General features: G+C 61.4%; 20 protein-coding genes. 17 read left to right on the top strand and 3 right to left on the bottom strand.

From position 1 onward, the window contains the following. Positions 1-47: 47 nt before the first annotated feature. The 11 genes from tolQ (at position 48) to DEM27_RS05945 (ending at position 11,984) form a co-directional block, all read left to right on the top strand. A complete protein-coding gene (gene tolQ / locus DEM27_RS05990; RefSeq protein ID WP_109457292.1) occupies positions 48-767 on the top strand; it encodes a protein TolQ in 720 nt (239 codons plus the stop codon). 22 nt (positions 768-789) lie between these two features. Beyond that, positions 790-1,245, top strand: coding sequence for a protein TolR (gene tolR, locus DEM27_RS05985; RefSeq protein WP_109457291.1), 456 nt, complete (start codon positions 790-792; stop codon positions 1,243-1,245). A gap of 10 nt (positions 1,246-1,255) precedes the next feature. Continuing rightward, positions 1,256-2,419, top strand: a complete 1,164-nt coding sequence (locus DEM27_RS05980; protein WP_109457290.1) for a hypothetical protein — start codon at positions 1,256-1,258, stop codon at positions 2,417-2,419. Positions 2,420-2,436: 17 nt separating this feature from the next. Further along, positions 2,437-3,744, top strand: coding sequence for a Tol-Pal system beta propeller repeat protein TolB (gene tolB / locus DEM27_RS05975; protein ID WP_109457289.1), 1,308 nt, complete (start codon positions 2,437-2,439; stop codon positions 3,742-3,744). A gap of 206 nt (positions 3,745-3,950) precedes the next feature. Next, positions 3,951-4,493, top strand: coding sequence for a peptidoglycan-associated lipoprotein Pal (gene pal / locus DEM27_RS05970; RefSeq protein ID WP_109457288.1), 543 nt, complete (start codon positions 3,951-3,953; stop codon positions 4,491-4,493). A gap of 236 nt (positions 4,494-4,729) precedes the next feature. Continuing rightward, positions 4,730-5,686 (top strand): tol-pal system protein YbgF, encoded by a 957-nt coding sequence (ybgF, locus tag DEM27_RS05965; protein ID WP_109457287.1) that lies wholly within the window; start codon positions 4,730-4,732, stop codon positions 5,684-5,686. A gap of 17 nt (positions 5,687-5,703) precedes the next feature. Continuing rightward, positions 5,704-7,044, top strand: coding sequence for a tRNA lysidine(34) synthetase TilS (gene tilS, locus DEM27_RS05960; RefSeq protein WP_245445676.1), 1,341 nt, complete (start codon positions 5,704-5,706; stop codon positions 7,042-7,044). 99 nt (positions 7,045-7,143) lie between these two features. Next, a complete protein-coding gene (ftsH, locus tag DEM27_RS05955) occupies positions 7,144-9,084 on the top strand; it encodes an ATP-dependent zinc metalloprotease FtsH (protein ID WP_109457285.1) in 1,941 nt (646 codons plus the stop codon). Between the two features lie 311 nt (positions 9,085-9,395). Next, positions 9,396-10,748 carry a phosphoglucosamine mutase gene (gene glmM, locus DEM27_RS05950; RefSeq protein ID WP_109457284.1) on the top strand — a complete coding sequence of 451 codons (1,353 nt, stop codon included), beginning with the start codon at positions 9,396-9,398 and terminating at the stop codon, positions 10,746-10,748. 170 nt (positions 10,749-10,918) lie between these two features. After that, positions 10,919-11,392, top strand: coding sequence for a hypothetical protein (locus DEM27_RS33490; protein ID WP_128755450.1), 474 nt, complete (start codon positions 10,919-10,921; stop codon positions 11,390-11,392). A gap of 64 nt (positions 11,393-11,456) precedes the next feature. After that, a complete protein-coding gene (locus tag DEM27_RS05945) occupies positions 11,457-11,984 on the top strand; it encodes a hypothetical protein (protein WP_128755449.1) in 528 nt (175 codons plus the stop codon). On the opposite strand, the gene DEM27_RS05940 is transcribed toward DEM27_RS05945, so the two are convergent. Continuing rightward, a complete protein-coding gene (locus DEM27_RS05940; RefSeq protein WP_109457282.1) occupies positions 11,978-12,301 on the bottom strand; it encodes a hypothetical protein in 324 nt (107 codons plus the stop codon). The genes DEM27_RS05945 and DEM27_RS05940 overlap by 7 nt on opposite strands. 171 nt (positions 12,302-12,472) lie before the next feature. Here DEM27_RS05940 and DEM27_RS05935 point away from each other — a divergent pair, with 171 nt between their 5' ends. Next, on the top strand, positions 12,473-13,567 hold the full coding sequence (locus tag DEM27_RS05935; RefSeq protein WP_109457281.1) for a helix-turn-helix transcriptional regulator: 1,095 nt from the start codon (positions 12,473-12,475) through the stop codon (positions 13,565-13,567). A 19-nt stretch (positions 13,568-13,586) separates the two neighbouring features. Here DEM27_RS05935 and DEM27_RS05930 read toward each other — a convergent pair whose 3' ends face one another. Continuing rightward, positions 13,587-13,841, bottom strand: a complete 255-nt coding sequence (locus tag DEM27_RS05930) for a hypothetical protein (protein WP_128755448.1) — start codon at positions 13,839-13,841, stop codon at positions 13,587-13,589. A gap of 329 nt (positions 13,842-14,170) precedes the next feature. On the opposite strand from DEM27_RS05930, the gene DEM27_RS05925 reads away from it, so the two are divergent. Both DEM27_RS05925 and DEM27_RS05920 read left to right on the top strand, forming a co-directional pair. Further along, complete coding sequence (locus tag DEM27_RS05925) at positions 14,171-15,022, top strand: outer membrane protein (protein ID WP_109457279.1); 852 nt, start codon at positions 14,171-14,173, stop codon at positions 15,020-15,022. A 160-nt stretch (positions 15,023-15,182) separates the two neighbouring features. After that, positions 15,183-15,995 (top strand): outer membrane protein, encoded by an 813-nt coding sequence (locus DEM27_RS05920; RefSeq protein ID WP_109457278.1) that lies wholly within the window; start codon positions 15,183-15,185, stop codon positions 15,993-15,995. Positions 15,996-16,138: 143 nt separating this feature from the next. On the opposite strand, the gene DEM27_RS33485 is transcribed toward DEM27_RS05920, so the two are convergent. Beyond that, complete coding sequence (locus DEM27_RS33485; protein ID WP_128755447.1) at positions 16,139-16,567, bottom strand: hypothetical protein; 429 nt, start codon at positions 16,565-16,567, stop codon at positions 16,139-16,141. A 64-nt stretch (positions 16,568-16,631) separates the two neighbouring features. Here DEM27_RS33485 and DEM27_RS05910 point away from each other — a divergent pair, with 64 nt between their 5' ends. The 3 genes from DEM27_RS05910 (at position 16,632) to mnmA (ending at position 21,125) form a co-directional block, all read left to right on the top strand. Continuing rightward, positions 16,632-17,810, top strand: a complete 1,179-nt coding sequence (locus DEM27_RS05910) for a phosphoserine transaminase (RefSeq protein WP_109457276.1) — start codon at positions 16,632-16,634, stop codon at positions 17,808-17,810. 71 nt (positions 17,811-17,881) lie between these two features. After that, positions 17,882-19,477 carry a phosphoglycerate dehydrogenase gene (serA, locus tag DEM27_RS05905; protein WP_109457275.1) on the top strand — a complete coding sequence of 532 codons (1,596 nt, stop codon included), beginning with the start codon at positions 17,882-17,884 and terminating at the stop codon, positions 19,475-19,477. A gap of 451 nt (positions 19,478-19,928) precedes the next feature. Beyond that, complete coding sequence (gene mnmA / locus DEM27_RS05900) at positions 19,929-21,125, top strand: tRNA 2-thiouridine(34) synthase MnmA (protein ID WP_109457274.1); 1,197 nt, start codon at positions 19,929-19,931, stop codon at positions 21,123-21,125. The last annotated feature ends 51 nt before the right edge of the window (positions 21,126-21,176 follow it).

Genomic DNA, 21,176 nt, shown 5'->3' with positions numbered 1-21,176 from the left:
ACCGCCCGGTCAAGCACCGGGCGTTTGGATTCGGGGATTGTACATCTATGGAACAGGTTGCATTGGAAGCCGCGACGCACGACGTCAGCCTCTGGGCACTCTTCATGCAGGCAGGTCTTGTCGTCAAGCTGGTCATGCTCGGCCTGATCGGCGCTTCGGTATGGACGTGGGCGATCGTCATCGACAAATACATCAGCTTCGGCCGCGCCCGACGCCAATTCGACCAGTTCGAGCAGGTTTTCTGGTCCGGGCAATCGCTTGAAGAGCTGTATCGCACGCTTTCGGAACGTCAGAACACCGGCCTCGGCGCCATCTTCGTGTCGGCGATGCGCGAATGGAAGAAGAGCTTCGAGCGCGGCGCCCGGTCGCCGATCGGCCTGCAGATGCGTATCGACCGCGCCATGGACGTGACACTGGCGCGGGAAGCCGAACACCTGACGGGGCGGCTGTCGTCGCTCGCCACCATCGGTTCGGCCGGTCCGTTCGTCGGTCTGTTCGGCACGGTCATCGGTATCATGACCTCGTTCCAGGCGATCGCCGGTTCCAAATCGACCAACCTCGCCGTCGTGGCGCCCGGTATCGCCGAAGCGCTGCTCGCCACCGCCATCGGCCTTGTTGCCGCTATCCCGGCGGTTATCGCCTACAACAAGTTCTCCGGCGACGCCGGCAAGCTGTCGGCACGCATGGAAGGTTTCGCGGACGAATTTTCTGCCATTCTTTCGCGCCAGATCGATGAGAAGCTGCAGCCTCGCGCGGCTGCACAGTGATCGGCCGGCGGGAGTTTAGCTCATGGGTATGAATCTAGGCGGACAGGGCTCGGGCGGCGGCAAGCGCCGTCGTCGCGGTGGCGGCCATGGTGGTCCGGTCAGCGAAATCAACGTCACGCCGCTGGTCGACGTCATGCTGGTGTTGCTCATCATCTTCATGGTGGCAGCGCCGATGATGACGGTCGGCGTGCCGATCGACCTGCCGGAAACGCAGGCGAAGCCGATGAACTCGGATACGCAGCCGATCACGGTCTCGGTCAATCCTGCCGGTGAAATCTACCTGCAGGAAACCAAGATCGCCATCGACGAAGTGGTTCCGAAACTCGAGGCGATCGCCACGACGGGTTACAACGAACGTATCTATGTCCGCGGCGATACCAATGCGGGTTACGGCACGGTGATGCAGGTCATGGCCCGCATTTCCTCGGCCGGCTTCAAGAACATCGGTTTGGTCACGTTGCAAGAACAGAGTAAGTGAACGGGACGCTATGAAGGGTAGTGTTGTCGCATCAGGTATTCTGCACGGCCTTCTTCTGGCCGCGGCGCTGGTTTCCATCGGCGCCCCGGCTTCCTTTGAAGTGGCCGATGTCGAGGCGTTGCCTGTCGATATCATTCCGGTCGAATCGATCACCCAGACACAGCAGGGTGACGAGAAGGCCGAGATGAAGGAGAAGGCTGCGCCTATTCCGACGACCAAGCCCTCGACCGTCGAGAATGCCGAAAATGCCGGCGACAACGACGTCGACCTGAAGAGCGCCCCGGTGCCGATCACCAAGCCCTCGAACATCGAGACGGCCGCCGCCCCCGAAAAGGTGGAGAAGGTCTTGCCGCAGCAGGACGACGTCGCCAACGAGATCAAGGAAATCCAGCAGGAACAGGAAGCTGCCGCCAGCCAGGAAGTGGCGCTGAAGACCGAACCCAAGGAGGAGGTCAAGCCTGATCCGAAGCCGGAAGTGAAGGCCGAAACGACGCCGGAGCCGACGCCGACGGAAACCGCTGAAGAAGCGCTGCCGGAAAACGTGCCGGTGCCCGTCGCCAAGCCGCTGCAGGAAAAGAAACCGGAAGAGAAGAAGACCGCCGAAGAAAAGCCGACGCCCGAGACGAAGAAGGCGGAGGAAAAGCCGGTCGAGAAAAAGAAGACCGAGACGGCCAACAAGAATTCCGACGACAAGAGCAAGGAAGACAAGAAGAAGCAGGAGACGGCGAAATCGAAATCCTCCAAGCAGAGCGATTTTAACGCCGACGACATTGCAAGCCTCTTGAACAAGACCGACGCCAAGTCGACCGGTGCGAAACGATCGACCGAGACGGCGGCTCTTGGAACCAAGAAGACCACCGGCGGCTCGAAGCTGAGCCAGAGCGAGATGGACGCCCTGCGCGGCCAGATCGAGAACAACTGGTCGGTCATTGCCGGGATCGAAGGCGCCGATGGCGTGGTGGTCCGCGTGACGATGAAGCTCGACGAGACCGGCGATATCATTGGCGATCCGCAAGTGGTCGCCTCCGGTGGATCGGAAACGGCCCGCCGAACCCTCGAAGGCAGCGCCTTGCGCGCCATCATGAAGTCGCGCCCGTTCAAGAACCTGCCGCGCGACAAATATGACGCCTGGAGCGAAGTCGTCGTGAACTTCGACCCCAGCGAATTGCTATAAGTGCTGAAAGGCCAAAGATGATGAAGTGTTCCATGATTCGTCTCCTCGTCCTCCTGGCGGGCATGCTGGCAGGTTTTGCCGCGCCGGCCGGCGCGGTCGTCGAGATCAATATCAACAAGGGTAATGTCGAGCCGCTGCCGATTGCCGTGACCGATTTCGTGTCCGGCAACGATCTGGGTGCGCAGGTGTCAGCGGTCATCGCCGCCGACCTCAAGCGGTCGGGCCTGTTTGCGCCGATCAGCAAGACGGCGTTCATCGAAAAGATCGGCAATCCGGACCAGGCGCCGCGTTTCGAGGACTGGAAGGTCATCAACGCCCAGGCCCTGGTCACCGGCCGCGTCACCCAGGAAGGTGACGGCCGCCTGCGCGCCGAGTTCCGCCTGTGGGATACGTTTGCCGGCAAGCAGCTGACCGGTCAGCAGTTCTACACCCAGCCGGAAAACTGGCGCCGTGTTGCCCACATCATTGCCGATGCGATCTACAAGCAGATCACCGGCGAACAGGGCTATTTCGACACCCGCGTCGTCTTCGTGTCCGAAAGCGGCCCGAAGACGGCCCGCAAGCGCCAGCTCGCCATCATGGACCAGGACGGTTTCAACGTCCGCATGCTGACCAATTCCAACGATATCGTCCTGACGCCGCGCTTTTCGCCGAACCGCCAGGAAATCACCTACATGTCCTTCGAGGGCAACCAGCCGCGCGTCTATCTGCTGCAGCTCGAAACCGGGCAGCGTGAGGTCGTCGGCAATTTCCCCGGCATGACGTTTTCGCCGCGCTTTTCGCCGGATGGCCAGCGGGTGATCATGAGCCTGCAGCAGGACGGCAACGCCAATATCTACACCATGGACCTGCGCTCGCGCACCACGACGCGCCTGACGTCCACGGCGGCGATCGACACCTCGCCGTCCTATTCGCCGGACGGCTCGCAGATCGTCTTCGAAAGCGACCGCGGCGGCCGGCAGCAGCTTTACGTCATGGGTGCCGATGGCTCCGGCCAGCGCCGTATCTCTTTCGGCGACGGCTCCTATTCGACGCCGGTCTGGTCGCCGCGCGGCGACCTGATCGCCTTCACCAAGCAGTCGGGCGGCAAGTTCTCCATCGGCGTGATGAAGGCCGATGGTTCCGGCGAGCGTATCCTCACGACCGGCTTCCACAACGAAGGCCCGACCTGGGCGCCGAACGGCCGCGTGCTGATGTTCTTCCGCCAGAATGCCGGCGCCGGCGGTCCGCAGATGTATTCGATCGACCTGACCGGCTACAACGAGCAGGTTGTCAAGTCGCCGGCCTTCGCCTCCGACCCGGCCTGGTCGCCGCTGCTCGAATAGGGCGGCTGCAGTTGCGGTGCCAAACGTTAACTTGCTTTGCGGCGGGATGTCTCCATCCCGCCTCTTTGTTGCCGCAAAGTCCTGTGACTGAACGATTCCGGGACAAAATTGGCGGTTCATTAACCATACGCGTTGAATGCCGGTTAACCGAAAATGGTTAGAGTCTGGCAACGCTGAAATTTGACTTTGCAAGGAGATCCGTGGCTATGAGCCGTATGAACACCGTGGCGACGAGCCGTATGCAGACCCTCGCACGCAACCCTGTCGTGCTTGCCCTGGCGCTCAGTCTGGCTCTGGCCGGCTGCGCTTCCAAGAAGAACCTTCCGAACAACGCCAACGACCTCGGCCTGAACGGCAACGGCGTCAATGGCGCCGCCACGCCCGGCTCGACGCAGGACTTCACTGTCAACGTCGGCGACCGCATCTTCTTCGATACAGACTCCACGTCGATCCGTGCCGATGCGGCCCAGACGCTCGACCGCCAGGCACAGTGGCTTGCGCAGTATCCGAACTATGCAATTACCGTCGAAGGCCATGCCGACGAACGCGGTACGCGCGAATACAACCTCGCTCTCGGCGCACGCCGCGCTGCCGCGACCAAGCAGTACCTCGCTTCGCGCGGCGTTCCGGCAAACCGCATGAAGACGATCTCCTACGGCAAGGAAAAGCCGGTCGCCGTTTGCGACGACATTTCCTGCTGGTCGCAGAACCGTCGTGCCGTTACTGTCCTCGGCGGCGCCGGCATGTAATCTTCCGGAACACCGGATGTCCGTTCAAAACCCCGTCGCGCGCTCCGCGGCGGGGTTTTTCGTTGCGGGGAGGGGGCCCGGCGGCCCTGTCGCGGCGCCATCGGCCGAAATGCCGGTCCCGGCGGTATTTTTCACCACACTTTGGCCGAACTCCGTTGCTTTTTGACGGTAATTGGAAAAACTCTCCTGACCGCGCCGAACAGGCGCGCCGATTCACGATGACAGGACAAAAGGACATGAAGAAACTTGTCGTGGCGGGAATGCTCGGTTTCGCAGCGCTTTGCGGCCTGCAGGCGACGGCGCATTCCATGCCGCTCTTGGTGCCCCACGCACCGGTGAAAACAGGAGATGCGCGCCAGCCTCTGATCCTCGTTCAGAGCGCCGATCCGACGATCCGCATCCAGGAGCTCGAAGAGCAGATCCGCACGCTCAACGGCCGCATCGAAGAGATGAGCTTCCAACTGCTGCAGATGCAGGAGCAACAGCGCAAGACCCAGGAGGATAACGAGTTCCGCTTCCAGGAGCTGGAAAAGAAGAGCGGCAAGAAGACCGGGTCGCTCGAGACGAACAAGGCGCCGGAAACCGATGTGACGACGATCATCGAGCAGAACCAGGCGACCCCTGGCGTCGAAACCGGCAATGACACGACGGCGAGCACGGCGACCGGCCAGTCCCAGGAAACGCTCGGTTCGATCGAGCTCGACAGCAACGGCAATCCAGTCCGTGCCACCATCAACGAGAATGCCGATAACGGTTCGGGCACTGCGCCCGCAACCGGCACCGGCGCGACGCAGGAAACTGCGTCGCTCGGCAGCGAGGCGCAAGCCTATCAGGCTGCCTACGGCCACGTGCTTTCCGGCGATTACGGCCTCGCCGAACAGGAATTCCAGAGCTACATCGCGCAGTATCCGTCCAGCGCCAAGATCGCCGACGCCAATTTCTGGCTGGGCGAGGCTCTCTATTCGCAAGGCAAATACAACGAATCGGCAAAGACCTTTCTGAACGCCCACCAGACCTATGGCAAATCGCCGAAGGCGCCGGAAATGCTGCTGAAGCTCGGCATGTCGCTGGCGGCCCTCGACAATCGCGATACGGCCTGCGCCACGCTGCGCGAAGTCAGCAAGCGCTATCCCAAGGCATCCCGCGCGGTGATCAACAAGGTCGCCTCGGAGCAGAAGCGCCTGAGCTGCTGATTGCGGCTGGTTGCCCTTTGCCCGCCGATCTTTCTCCGCAAGCCGCCATCAATGCGCTGCTGACCACCATTCACCGCCCCGCGCACCTGCTCGTCGCCATTTCCGGCGGCAGTGATTCCACCGGTCTCCTCGTTCTGCTTCACCAGGCCTTGCGATCCGGTCGCCATCCCCACATTTCCCTTTCTGCCGTCACGGTCGATCATGCGCTGCGATCCGCCTCCGCCGCGGAAGCGCGCGCCGTCGCCGCGTTGTGCGCTCGTCTCGGCATCGCCCATGTCACCAAGGTCTGGAGCGGCGAAAAGCCGGCGCGCGGATTGTCTGTCGCGGCGCGGGAAGCACGCTACCGTCTTTTGTGCGAAGCGGCCGACGAACTCGGGGCGAATGCCATCCTGTCTGCCCACACCGCCGACGACCAGGCCGAAACCGTCGCGATGCGGGCTGCCCGCAACGCCTCGCCGGACAATGCCGGCCTTTCCGGCATGGCGTCCGCGGTTCTTTTGTTGCGCCGGCATTGGCTGCTGCGACCGCTGCTGGCCTGCCGCCGCGCCGATATACGCGCCGTGCTGGGCGAGGCCGGCATCGGCTGGATCGACGATCCGTCGAATGTCGATCCCGCTTATGAACGTGCTCGCATCCGTGCCGCCCTTTCGGCCAGCGGGGAACAGGCAGGCGGCGATCTCGATGCCCGCGCCGCCGTGTCGCAGGCGGCGGCGGCCTTTCTCGACCGGCACCTGACCGTGACCGCATCCGTCGTCGCCGCTTTGAGCCGCGCGGCGCTTGTCTCCACCGAACGCCCGACCCGCCGCTACGCCCTCAACGCCGTCGCAGCCGCCATCGGCGGCCGCGCGCATGGCCTGGCGCTGGAGCCGATGGACCGGCTGCTGGCCATGCTCGACGGTGATGGCGCGGCGAAGACGACGGCCGGCCGGGTGGTTTTCGATCTCAGGCGCGACGGCCTGTACATCACGCGCGAGAGCCGCGATATTTTGCCGCTGCGCGTCGAACCCGGCGACAGAACGATCTGGGACGGCCGCTTTCTCATCCGCAACGGCAGTGCCGAAGTGATCGTGGTCGAAAGTGGTGGGCAGGGCATGAACGGGGATCTCTTCAATGGCCTGCCGCCTGGCGTGGCAAGGCGCGCTTGCGCCGCGCTGCCGTTGGTTTGCGCTGGAAACATTGCGTTTCCGCTCTCGGCGGAGGGAGGCGGCGGTTTGATCGGGACGGAAGTTTTTCTCGCCGCCTACGACCGTTTTTTGCCATTGTTCGACCGTAAACTGGCAAATGTCCTGGCGCTTCGTCTCGGTCGTGGTGAATATGCGTTACCGTTTCACGACTTGTTGACGGAAAACGCATGTTGACTTGCAGTTTGCCTTGGCAATAACGGGCCGCAACCCTATGTTATAGGCACAGTCCTGTGCCTGCATGGCAGGTGGACGATTCAGGTTCCGGGGAGTTCAATGAACCCAAATTTTCGAAATATCGCCTTGTGGGCCATCATAGCCCTGCTGTTGATCGCACTCTTCAGCATGTTCCAGACGGCGCCGACGCAATCGGGTTCACGAGAAATTCCCTATTCGCAGTTCATTCGCGAGGTCGATTCCGGCCGCGTCCGTGACGTGACGGTGACCGGCAATCGCGTCATCGGCAGCTATGTCGAGAACGGCACCACGTTCCAGACCTATTCTCCCGTCATCGACGACTCGCTGATGGATCGCCTGCAGAACAAGGGCGTGACCATCGTGGCGCGTCCGGAGACGGATGGGTCGTCCGGCTTCCTGAGCTATCTCGGCACGCTGCTGCCGATGTTGCTGATCCTCGGCGTCTGGCTGTTCTTCATGCGCCAGATGCAGGGCGGTTCGCGTGGCGCCATGGGATTCGGCAAGTCGAAGGCGAAGCTTTTGACGGAAGCGCATGGCCGCGTCACCTTTGACGATGTCGCCGGCGTCGACGAAGCCAAGCAGGATCTCGAAGAAATCGTCGAATTCCTGCGTGACCCGCAAAAATTCCAGCGCCTCGGCGGCCGTATTCCGCGTGGCGTGCTGCTCGTCGGCCCTCCGGGCACGGGTAAGACGCTGCTCGCCCGCTCGGTCGCCGGCGAAGCCAACGTGCCGTTCTTCACCATTTCCGGTTCGGACTTCGTCGAAATGTTCGTCGGCGTCGGTGCGAGCCGCGTCCGCGACATGTTCGAGCAGGCGAAGAAGAATGCGCCCTGCATCATCTTCATCGACGAAATCGACGCCGTCGGCCGCCATCGTGGCGCCGGTCTCGGCGGCGGCAACGATGAGCGCGAACAGACCCTCAACCAGCTGCTGGTCGAGATGGACGGTTTCGAGGCGAACGAAGGCATCATCCTGATCGCCGCCACCAACCGCCCCGACGTGCTCGACCCGGCATTGCTGCGTCCCGGCCGGTTCGACCGCCAGGTCGTCGTGCCGAACCCGGATATCGTCGGCCGCGAGCGTATCCTCAAGGTGCATGTGCGCAACGTGCCGCTGGCGCCGAACGTAGACCTCAAGGTTCTGGCCCGCGGTACGCCTGGTTTTTCCGGCGCCGATCTGATGAACCTCGTCAACGAAGCGGCCCTGACGGCAGCGCGGCGCAACAAGCGCGTCGTCACCATGCAGGAATTCGAGGACGCCAAGGACAAGATCATGATGGGCGCCGAGCGCCGCTCGTCCGCGATGACCGAAGCCGAAAAGAAACTGACCGCCTATCACGAAGCCGGTCATGCGATCACCGCGCTCAAGGTGCCGGTGGCTGATCCGCTGCACAAGGCGACGATCATTCCGCGCGGCCGTGCGCTCGGCATGGTCATGCAGTTGCCGGAAGGCGACCGCTATTCCATGAGCTACAAATGGATGGTGTCGCGCCTGATCATCATGATGGGCGGCCGTGTTGCCGAAGAGATTACTTTCGGCAAGGAGAACATCACCTCGGGTGCTTCCTCGGACATCGAGCAGGCGACCAAGCTGGCGCGCGCTATGGTGACCCAGTGGGGTTTCTCCGACGTGCTCGGCCATGTCGCTTATGGCGAGAACCAGCAGGAAGTCTTCCTTGGTCACTCCGTGTCGCAGAGCAAGAACGTCTCGGAATCCACCGCCCAGAAGATCGACAGCGAAGTTCGACGCCTGATCGACGAGGCCTATACCGAAGCAACGCGCATCCTGACCGAAAACCACGACGGTTTCGTCGCGATTGCCGAAGGGCTTCTGGAATATGAAACGCTGACCGGCGAAGAGATCAAGGCACTCCTCCGGGGCGAGAAGCCCCAGCGCGATCTCGGCGACGATGCGCCGACGAGCCGCGGCTCCGCCGTGCCGAAGGCGGGCGCCAAGAAGGACGGGCCGATCGCCAAGGGTGACGAACCCGAAGGCGGTTTCGAGCCGCAACCGCACTGACCCACATTCGATCGTTTTTAAAACCGCCCGGCGCCGAAAGCCGGGCGGTTTTGTTTTGCCCGGTTCCGGCCGGGATAACTGCATGGCGGTCAGCTTGCGATAAGTAACGCGATGTAATGGATATTGACGTTATTTGACGTGCCGATGTCCGCGCTTTGTGGCATGACAGCGCCGATAACGGGCGGAAGACAGCCGCCGCACACAGACGCATGGAAGCCGTGCCGGCGCCAGACACCGTTTGTTGTCCATGGCGCCCATGCGCCCGCAACCGGCGCACCCGATGCAGGTGCGCCCCATTTCGAGGGTAGATTATGAAGCGTCGTTATTTTGGCACTGACGGTATTCGCGGGCAGTCCAACACCTTCCCGATGACGCCCGATCTCGCCATGCGGGTCGGCATTGCCGTGGGCACCATCTTCCGCCGCGGTACGCATCGCCATCGTGTCGTCATCGGCAAGGATACGCGCCTTTCCGGCTATATGCTGGAAAATGCCATGGTGGCCGGTTTTACCGCCGCCGGCGTCGATGCTTTCGTTCTCGGCCCGATCCCGACGCCCGCCGTTGCCATGCTCACCCGCTCGCTGCGCTGCGATATCGGCGTGATGATCTCCGCTTCGCACAATCCTTACGAGGATAACGGCATCAAGCTGTTCGGCCCGGACGGTTACAAGCTCTCCGACGAGATCGAGATGCAGATCGAGGACCTGCTCGAGAAGGATCTTTCCAGCCAGCTCGCCAAATCCGACGATATCGGCCGGGCCAAGCGCATTGACGGCGTGCATGACCGCTACATCGAGTTCGCCAAGCGTACCCTGCCGCGCGACGTGACCCTGCAAGGCCTGCGGGTGGCGATCGATTGCGCCAACGGTGCCGCCTACAAGGTCGCTCCCGCCGTGCTTTGGGAACTCGGCGCCGACGTCGTCACCATCGGCGATACGCCGAACGGCACCAACATCAATCTCGATTGCGGTTCGACCCATCCAGCGGCACTGCAGAAGAAGCTGCACGAGGTGCGCGCCGATATCGGCATCGCGCTCGACGGCGACGCCGACCGCGTGATCATCGTCGACGAAACCGGCACGATCGTCGACGGTGACCAACTGATGGCGGTGGTTGCCGAAAGCTGGGCCGACGACCAGATCCTCAAGGGCGGCGGCATCGTCGCCACCGTCATGTCCAATCTCGGGCTCGAACGCTTCCTGGATGGCAAGCGCCTGACGCTGGCGCGCACCAAGGTCGGCGACCGCTACGTGGTCGAGCACATGCGCCAGAACAATTTTAATGTCGGCGGCGAGCAGTCCGGCCATATCGTTCTCTCGGATTTCGGCACCACCGGCGATGGCCTTGTCGCCGCCCTGCAGATCCTCGCCTGCGTCAAGCGCTCCGGCAGGACGGTGAGCGAGGTGTGCCGCCGTTTCGAGCCGGTGCCGCAGCTTTTGCGCAACGTCCGCATCTCCGGCGGCAAGCCGCTGGAAGACGGCATCGTCAAGCAGGCGATCGCCGATGCCGAAAGCGAACTGGCCCGCTCCGGCCGCCTGGTCATCCGCCCCTCCGGCACCGAGCCGCTGATCCGCGTCATGGCGGAAGGTGACGACCGCATTCAGATCGAGCGCATCGTCAACGATCTCGTCGGCGTCATCGCCAATGTGCGGACGGCTGCATAGAGAACCGCTCCCTCTTTCCCAAAGTATCTTATCAAATGCCGTGCCACTCAGTTGGTACGGCATTTTTTTTTCGGAATGTCACCATTATTTTTTTTAATTCACCCAATTGGGTGAAGCGGAGAATCTAGGGTCGTGTTATAATTATTTCCCCTATAATGTAAGTATATTATTTGATTTCTATTGTATTTATGAGATTAACTATAGAAGAATATAGTATTTTTGTCAGATTGACATCTTTTGATACATATAATTATTCTGTTTTTGCGTCATCACTGGCGCATGAAAACAATATTAAACAGGGATTAATAGTTATGAAGCGTAAAATATCGACAGCCACAGCCGCAATAGCAGTCACGATTGCAAGCTTGGTCGGCCTCAGTGCGGTGCCTGGTGTTGCAACTGCTGAAACGTATAGCGCTAGGAAATATGTGAACCGGGATGTTTGTTACCGTGCCCGCAAGGTCCCAGGCACATATGTGTACGATACGCGCGGCATTCCGGTGACCGGAGAATCCCGCAGCTGGTCTGGCAACATGCAGAGCAACGGTGCAAAGATTCGCAACCGCTGGAATGCGCCGGTTTTCATTCAGACGGAACGTATGGTCGAGGACCAGCACGTCACGCTGGTTCCGGTTCCGTGCTAATCGAAGTGAACAAGGGCGGCGACTTTCGCCGCCCTTGGCATTTTAACGATAGGAGAGATTTGCCATGAGACCGGTTTTTGCCTGTGCTCTACCGATGTTCGTCGCTGCTTTCTATCTGGCAAGCAAGGCGGCCTCCGCCGACGAACTATCCCACCGATTGCTGAGCCTTGCGTTTGTCTCTTCGTCGGCGGATATGCATCTGGATGCGCCTGGGACCGCAGGCGTGGCGGCCGGGCGCGAGTTTGAGGATGGCCGGGTGCTCACGGCGCGCGATATCCTGAAACAATTTGAAGTCCAGCCCCAGACGAGAGAACCCGGCGCACTTTTTCGCAATGCCAGCCTTATCGTTTCCATCGTCGACGAAGCCGGTTCGGTTGCTGTGTCGGAAGAATTGTCGGCCTGCCGGGAACTTGATATCTTCGTGACACCGGATCAGACTTTTGCGGAAAAGGCCAGTTGTGACGGTCGGGTCTACGCCTATCTCGCGGGCAAAGAGGGAATTCTGATCAGCGCCGACGGGAAACCTTTTCGCCACTATCGACTACAAGCCGGCATGTATTCGATCAACGGAATTCCGTTTCGCATCTATTGAATGATCGGGGCGGGAACTGACGCCTTGCGAAGCAGTGCCGCCTGGGCGGGAATGGCCCGGAAAAGTGCGAGCACCTGGGGTGGAACCTCGGGAATTTCCCGGTCCGCAAAATTCCTGATGTAGCGAAGACGGTCGCCGTCGGTACAAACCCGGTCAGCAGGAAGCCCGCGATGAAAGCGGGAGTAACAGGTTTGTTCACCCTGTTTTTCCACGAAAATGTAGTCTGCCTCGCGGGTATCGGCCGCGGTCGGCGGCTTCAATTGGGTGACGCACCCGCTTGTAATCGTTGCAATAAAAAAAATCAGAATGAAGCGCATGGCAGACACCGGATTGATGATTCCTTATCATCATCCTCGCAAGCGTATGGTTAACAACGCATAAACAAAGGAAATAGCCGTTTCTTGAAAACGGGAATAAAAACCGTATAATGCAATTAACAGGTTGTATTTCTATTTCTTATTGCAAGGGCAGACTCGCTGGATACAACTATGTTTTCTGCTGCTGAGACACTTGAAAAGATATATGAAGCGGCCTTCTTTCCGCAGAATTGGTACCAGATCCTCGACCATATGGCCGAGGCCACCAATGCCCAGGGGACGTCCCTTGTCAGCACCAGTTCGCCGACCACACATTGGCTCGCATCTGAAGCGCTCGAGGACATGACGCAGAAGATGATCGAGGAAGGCTGGGTGACGCGGAATGCCCGTGCCGAAAAACTGCTCAGCATCGAACAATTCGGTTTTGTCGACGAGGCGGAACATTTCAGCGAGGCCGATTACAACGCCATCCCGATCTTTACCGACATGATGCAGCCGCTCGGCTACGGTTTCGGAACGTCGACCTTCATTAGCACGCCGAGCGGCGACAGGATCATCGTTGCCGTCGAGAAGAAGAAAGTCACCGGACCGGTCGAAAAATCGGCTATCGCCTATCTAGACCAGTTGCGCCCGCATCTCGCCCGGGCGGCGATGATGTCGAGCCGACTGGAATTCGAACGGATCAATGCTGCCGTTGAGGCTTTGCAACTGACCGGCCTGCCGTCCGCAGTTCTGACCTTCGATGGCAGGGTCATGCTCGCCAACACGCTTCTGGAGGGGTTTGCGCCGCAGATCGGCATCGTCGCGCGCGACCGGCTGCGGTTTGCCCATGTGCCGGCGAACGACGTGCTGGCGAATGCCATCAACCAGCTCCAGTCGGGTGCTCTACATCTCAAGTCGGCCAGCCGCTCGTTTCCCTTGCCGCGATATGAGGACGCGCCGCCGGCGATCGTTCATCTCGTGCCCGTGCTTGGCGATGCCCGCGACGTTTTCGTGCGGGCGGCCTTCTTTCTGGTGGTGACGCCCGTCGACCGGACGCGGGTGCCGACGGCGGAGACGATCGGTGGACTTTTCGATCTTTCTCCGGCCGAGGCGCGCGTGGCGCGGTCGCTGGCGGCTGGAAACGATGTCGGTGGGACGGCGTCGACGCTCTCGCTCAGTGCCGAAACCGTGCGCAGCCACGTCAAGGCGATCCTGGCCAAATCCGGCATGTCCCGGCAGACCGATTTCGTCGCAGCTGTCGCAAGTATCCGGCCCATCGCCTGAACGCCGATGTCTTTGCAGCCTACCGGCCTTCTTCAGGCGCCTTGTCGTCTTCGCTTCCGCCCAGGACGATGAGGATGTGGTTGTGCAGCAGGAAAGTTACCAGGAAGATCGGCACGGTGATCGGCCATAGCAGGCAGACGAGGATGCCGCCTGCCGCGCCCCAGGTCCAGAACCTCTCCGTACCGGACTTGTACTGTTCGCAAAAGGTCAGGAGAGCGCCGGCCAAAGCCGGCAGGGCCCAAAGTAGGACGACAATGAGGATTCCGGTGGACATGTTCGGCTGCTGATCCTTCGACTGTCTCATCATCCTCATTTCGGCACAGAAGTCTTCACCCGTTTGGGGGAAGCTTCGGAAATGGAAGTCGAGGCTTCTGCGGAAAGACGGAAGCGGCAATCGGTGCGAACGAAGGCAAGACGTGCTAGGTTAAGCTTTCGTGAAGCAATATTTTCTGCGTATCTTTAACCAGCTTCGTTAGCAACTCGCGGCGTTCAGCAGCCTCTTTTAATCGGCTTTTAACCTTTACGCTTCATTATCCATAACGAATTGGAAATATTGGCCGGTTTCGACCCAGCCAATTGCAAAACGGACCTGGAGTTGAAGCTATGAAGATGAGCGTGTTCGGCGCATTCGCCGTCTTACTCGTGAGTACCTCTGCTTTCGCGGCTGATCTTTATCAGCCCGAGCCGATACAGCCGATCGAGGAACAACCGGTGACGGTCACGGAGGCCAGCGGCTGGTATCTGCGCGGCGATGCCGGTTATTCGTTCAATCACCTGCGCGGCGCGAAGTTTTTCCAGGGCTCGAACTCGTATGAGCGGGATTTCGACCATTCTTCGTTGCGCGACGCCTTCACGCTCGGCGCCGGTGTCGGTTACCAGGTCAACCACTATCTGCGCACCGACCTGACGTTCGACTACATGTTCCGCTCGAAGTTCAACGGCTCGACCAGCGGCGGCGGTTCCGATTTCGGCGCCTGCGTCCTTGCCTGCACCTCGAAGGACGTCGCTTCGCTGACCGCGTTCAGCCTGCTCGCCAACGCTTATGTCGATGTCGGCACCTGGGGTTCGGTCACGCCTTACGTCGGCGCCGGTATCGGCGGCACCTACGTGAAGTGGGACAAGCTGAAGAACACCTCGTGCTCCGACAGCGATCCGACGAACTGCGACGGTACGGTCGAGCATGGCGGCAAGGGCAGCTGGCGCTTCACCTATGCCCTGATGGCCGGTGCTTCGGTCGATGTTACCTGCAACGTCAAGGCCGATGTCGGCTATCGTTTCCGCCACGTCGATGGCGGCAAGATGTTCGGATACGCCTCGAACGGCGGCCCTGGCTACGACAAGGGTTTCACCTCGCATGAGGGCCGCGTCGGCATGCGCTACATCTTCAACGGTTGCGCCGAGCAGGCCTACATTCCCCCGGCGGACATTCCGCTGCAGCAGCCGATCTACAAATAATCGACCGCCGATACGTTCGAGAAGCCGTCCGGATCTTCCTCCGGGCGGCTTTTCGCGTCTGCCCGTATGTTTCGCAAAGCTTAAGGAACATGCTTAACGGGTCGTTAACCGAACAGGATCATAGTTAATGTGGTTCTAATTTTAAAACGGGATAGCTGTGATGATCCGGTCCTGTGTATTTCTGACGGCGGCGGTGCTGGCCCTTGGCCTTGGCGGCGCTGCGCGTGCGGCCGATGAGGTGCCGGATCTGTTCGCGCCCGAAATCACCACGACGCCGGCGGCGACCGGCTGGTACCTTCGCGGCGATGTCGGCTACACCGGCTGGACCGGCGACGAGGGAGCCGGTTACACCGCTTATGACGCAGGCGGCGCGGTGACGGCGCGCGGTTTCGACGATGCCCGCTTCTCCCATCCCGTTTCTTACGGCGTGGGTGTCGGTTACCAAGTCAACGACATGTTTCGTGCCGACGTGACGGCGGAGACTTTTCGCGACCGGTTCAACGGCGACGTCGATTTTGGCGGTGCCTGCGTTGCCGGTCCGGCGGCTGCGGCCTGCGGTTCGAAAAGCAGCGCGGTCTATCGCGGCGTCGGCATCCTGGCCAATGGTTATGTCGATCTCGGCACGGTCGTCGGTCTGACACCCTATATCGGCGCCGGCGTCGGCGCGACGCAGCTTCGCTGGGGCGATGTTTCCATGACGGCCTATTGCGCCGATGGCGGGATCAACTGCGTCGGCGGCGGCTCTGGCCGCTACGACGGCCGCAACAGCTGGCGTTTTACTTATGCCTTGATGGCCGGTGTTTCCTACGATGTCAGCGAGCGGATCAAGCTCGATGTCGGTTACCGCTACAGCGACATTGCCGGCGGCGACATGTTCGGCCCGGCACCGGATGGCAGCGGCAGCATTCGCGGCGATGACGATGGTTTCTCGCGCCATGAGATCCGCGCCGGCTTGCGGATCAGCCTCTGGTAGTTATGGCTTGCCATGCGCGGCAACGATCCCGTTCCGAAACGAATCAGCGGCATCCGAACTGGCGTTGCTCGTGGATAAGTTATTGATACCGCTTCAATAAGCATCGGTGAAATTCCTGCCGGGCAGGGCCTTTCCTCGTGCCGTTAAAGCTTGATTAACCCTGGGCCTTCGCAGAACGGCCCCTCGGCCACTTTCGCCTGCAACTGCCTCGCGCTCGCTGTAACGTCCGCGGCAGGAGGTGATTCGCGATGATTATGCGACAATGCATCTTTGCCTACAGTCACATACAGACCGCGTTGCAGATTGCGACGGAACAGCCGGAATGTGAGGAACTGATCGCTCCGCTGGCCCATGCATTGGCGGAAATCCGGATCGTGCAAGGCAAGATCCAGCAATGCAACCGGACGCGGGACAACGTCGTGCCGCTTCGGGTAGCTGATTGCCGATCGAAGAAGGATGGCGACGACGCCGCCTCGAACTGAGATCTCTGCGGGCTGCGACAGATCCCATGTCGCAGCCCGCCAAAAAATTTTCCTCTTCGCGACTTTGCCTTCTTGACTGTGACGGTCCATCTCTATAGCAACGGCGTCAGGACACTCCTCCCTAACGAGGAGCTTCTATCTGGAAGGATAGCCAATGACGACGTTGAAGAAGCCGGACCTCCGTCCGGGGAATCCGCATTTTTCTTCTGGCCCTTGCTCGAAGCGCCCCGGTTGGTCGCTGACAGCCCTGCAAGATGCAGCACTCGGCCGCTCCCACCGCGCAAAAATCGGCAAGAACAAGCTCAAGCTGGCGATCGACCTCACCCGTGAGGTTTTGAACGTGCCCGCGGATTACCGCATCGGCATCGTGCCGGCTTCGGACACCGGCGCCGTCGAAATGGCACTCTGGTCGCTGCTCGGCGCCCGCGGCGTCGACATGGTCGCGTGGGAAAGTTTTGGTTCGGGCTGGGTTTCCGATGTCGTGAAGGAGCTGAAGCTCCAGGACGTCCGCAAGTTTACCGCCGATTACGGCCTGCTTCCAGATTTTTCCAAGGTGGATTTCGACCGCGACGTGGTCTTCACCTGGAACGGCACCACCTCGGGCGTGCGCGTTCCGAACGCCGATTTCATCCCGGCCGAACGCAAGGGCCTGACGATCTGCGACGCCACGTCGTCGGCTTTTGCCCAGGACATGGATTTTTCGAAGCTCGACGTCGTCACCTTCTCCTGGCAGAAGGTGCTGGGCGGCGAGGGCGCGCATGGCATGCTGATCCTCTCGCCGCGCGCCGTCGAGCGGCTGGAAAGCTACGATCCGGCCTGGCCGTTGCCGAAAATCTTCCGCATGACCAAGGGCGGCAAGCTGATCGAAGGCATCTTCACCGGCGAGACCATCAATACGCCGTCGATGCTCTGCGTCGAGGATTATATCGATGCGCTCACCTGGTCGAAGTCCATCGGCGGCCTCAAGGCGCTGTTTGCCCGCGCCGACGCCAATGCGCAGGTCATCCATGATTTCGTCGCCCAGAACGACTGGATCGCCAACCTTGCCGCCGATCCGGCGACGCGCTCCAACACCTCGGTGTGCCTGAAGATCGTCGACGCCCAGGTCGCGGCACTCGATGCGAGCGGCCAGGCCGATTTTGCCAAAGCCGTCGTCGCCCTCCTCGAAAAGGAAGGCGTCGCCTTCGATATCGGCGCCTATCGCGATGCCCCGTCGGGCCTGCGCATCTGGGCCGGTGCGACCATCGAGACGGCTGACATGCAGGCGCTGATGCCCTGGCTTTCCTGGGCTTTCGAGACCCAGAAGGCAGCACTTTCCCAGGCTGCGGCCTGATTGTTGCGTCGGCTTCGCCCGCAAGGCGAAGCCCCATTCTTCCATCGTTGACAATTTTTCAGGAGGCCTTCATGGCACCGCGCGTTCTCGTATCCGACGAACTGTCGGAAACTGCCGTCCAGATTTTTCGCGATCGCGGCGTAGAGGTGGATTTCCAGCCGAAGCTCGGCAAGGACAAGGACAAGCTCGCCGAGATCATCGGCAATTATGACGGCCTTGCCATCCGCTCCGCCACCAAGGCGACGGAAAAGCTGATCGCCAGCGCCACCAACCTCAAGGTCATCGGCCGCGCCGGCATCGGCGTCGACAACGTCGATATCCCGGCCGCCTCGCGCCGCGGTATCATCGTCATGAACACGCCGTTCGGCAACTCGATCACCACCGCCGAACACGCCATCGCGCTCATGTTCGCCGTCGCCCGCCAGCTTCCGGCCGCCGATAGTTCCACGCAGGCCGGCAAGTGGGAAAAGTCGAAGTTCATGGGTGTCGAGATCACCGGCAAGACGCTCGGCGTCATCGGCGCCGGCAACATCGGCTCGATCGTCTGCTCGCGGGCGCTTGGCCTGCGCATGAACGTGCTGGCCTACGACCCCTTCCTCTCGGCCGAACGCGCCCAGGAAATGGGCGTCACCAAGGTCGAACTCGACGAATTGCTGGCCCAGGCGGATTTCATCACCCTGCACGTGCCGATGACCGACAAGACGCGCGGCATCCTCAACAGGGAAGCGCTGGCCAAGACCAAGCCCGGCGTGCGCATCGTCAACTGCGCCCGCGGCGGTCTCGTCGATGAGGCGGCGCTTGCCGAAGCGCTGAAGTCCGGCCACGTCGCCGGCGCCGGCTTCGACGTCTTCGAGGTCGAGCCTGCCACCGAAAGCCCGCTCTTCGGCCTGCCGAACGTCGTCTGCACGCCGCATCTCGGCGCCTCGACCACGGAAGCGCAGGAAAATGTCGCCCTGCAGGTGGCCGAGCAGATGTCGGACTACCTGATGAAGGGTGCCGTCTCCAACGCCATCAACATGCCGTCGATCACCGCCGACGAAGCGCCGCGGCTAAAACCGTTCATCAGGCTCGCCGACGTTCTCGGCGCCTTTGTCGGCCAGGTCACGGAAAGCGCCATCAAGGAAATCGAGATCCTGTACGACGGCGCCACCGCGACGATGAACACCAAGGCGCTGACCTCGGCGCTGCTCGCCGGCCTCATCCGGCCGCAGGTGGCCGACGTCAACATGGTTTCGGCCCCTGTCATGATCAAGGAAAAGGGCGTCATCCTTTCCGAAGTCAAGCGCGACAAGACCGGCGTCTATGACGGCTACATCAAGCTGACCGTGACCACGGCCAACCAGACCCGTTCGGTTGCCGGCACGGTGTTCTCCGACGGCAAGCCACGCTTCATCCAGATCAAGGGCATCAACATGGATGCGGATGTCGGTCAGCACATGATCTACATCTCCAACACCGACGTGCCCGGCATGATCGGCTTCATTGGCACGACGCTCGGCGAAGCCAAGGTCAACATCGCCAACTTCCAGCTCGGCCGCGACAAGCAGGGCGGCGATGCCATCGCGCTGCTCTACGTCGATGGCGTGGTCACCGACGACGTGCTGGACAAGCTGCGCTCCAACCCGGCGATCCGCCAGGCGAAGCTGCTGACCTTCAACATCGACTGATCGTTTTTCCTCCCGGGAAATGTGTAAAACCCCGGCGCCGTCCTGGCGCCGGGGTTTTGCTTTTGCGGCTGAGCTGGCACTGGCTGACCCCGGCAAGGCCGGCGAGCTTGGCCAGTCTCGCGGCGGCAGACGGATCGTCGTCGATCCTCCCGCCGTGACCGCCATGATGCCGGGCAGGTCACAGGGCAGGGCGCGGAATGTGTTCATCCGCGTCTTGCTTCAACGGTTGCGCTGTTCCGGCCGGCATTCGTGCATCATCACCGCCTGGCGGGGCAGGTGCAACATGCGCCGGCCGGCTTTCCGCCCTTGAAACGCCGGGCATTCCTTTCTATATCGGCGGCAATTCTTGTCATGGCCGGCGCTGCCGGAGTATGGTCTCAAGGGCAGATCGCGGTGTTGCCCTCTTTCTCATGACATGTGCCGCGCTTGATTGAAGATTGGCGAGACGCCCGTGAATACGCTCGATTTTGACAAGAAGCCCGAAGACACGCGCATCGTCGTTGCCATGTCGGGTGGCGTCGACAGCTCGGTGGTGGCCGGCGTGCTGAAGCGCGAAGGTTACGACGTGCTGGGCATCACCCTGCAGCTCTACGATCACGGCGCCGCGGTGCATCGCGCCGGCTCCTGTTGCGCCGGCCAGGATATCGACGATGCGCGCCGGGTCTGCGAAACGCTCGGCATTCCGCATTACGTGCTCGATTACGAAGCCCGCTTCCGCGAGACGGTGATCAATCCCTTCGCCGAAAGCTACGTCGCCGGCGAGACGCCGATCCCCTGCGTCGCCTGCAACCAGACCGTCAAGTTCGCCGACCTCTTGGCGACGGCGCGGGAACTGGGCGCCGACGCGCTGGCGACCGGCCACTACATCCGCTCGCGGCCCAATCCCGCTCCGGGCCTGCCGAACCGCCGCAGCCTCTACCGGCCGATCGATTCCGATCGCGACCAGAGCTATTTCCTGTTCGCCACGACGCAGGAACAGATCGACTACCTGCGTTTCCCGCTCGGCCATCTCTCCAAGGCGGAAACGCGGGCGCTCGCCGAAGACATGGGTCTCGTCGTCGCCAAGAAGGCGGATAGCCAGGACATCTGTTTCGTGCCGCAGGGCAAATATTCCGACATCGTCGCCAAGCTGAAGCCGAACGCGGCGCTGGCCGGCGATATCGTCCATCTCGACGGCCGCGTGCTCGGCCGCCACGACGGTATCCTGCACTACACCATCGGCCAGCGCCGCGGCATCGGCATCGCCACCGGCGATCCGCTCTATGTCGTCTATCTCGACGCCCGCTCGCGCCGCGTCATCGTCGGCCCGAAGGAAGCGCTGGAAACCCACCGGGTCTATCTGCGCGACGTCAACTGGCTGGGCGACGGCCCGCTCGGCAGCGAAGCCGCCGACGGCTTTGCCTGCTTCGCCAAGGTGCGCTCCACCCGCCCGCCGGCACCGGCTGTGCTGCATGCGGACGATAGCGGCATCCATGTCGATCTTTCCGTCGGCGAGGCGGGCGTGGCGCCGGGCCAGGCCTGCGTCCTCTATTCGGCCGAGGGGCCGGACGCCCGCGTCTACGGCGGCGGTTTCATCGAGCGTTCCGAACGCGCCGCGGATGCAGAGGCCTGCCTGCGCGCCCTGCTCGCAACACCCGTGGCGGCATGAAAGCCAATCGCGCAAGACCGGAAAGTTTTCCCCAATCAGGCGCTTGACACT

This window comes from Rhizobium album, assembly GCF_003122325.1.
GTDB classification, from domain to species: Bacteria; Pseudomonadota; Alphaproteobacteria; order Rhizobiales; family Rhizobiaceae; genus Metarhizobium; species Metarhizobium album.
This window is presented reverse-complemented; position numbering and strand designations above follow the sequence as displayed.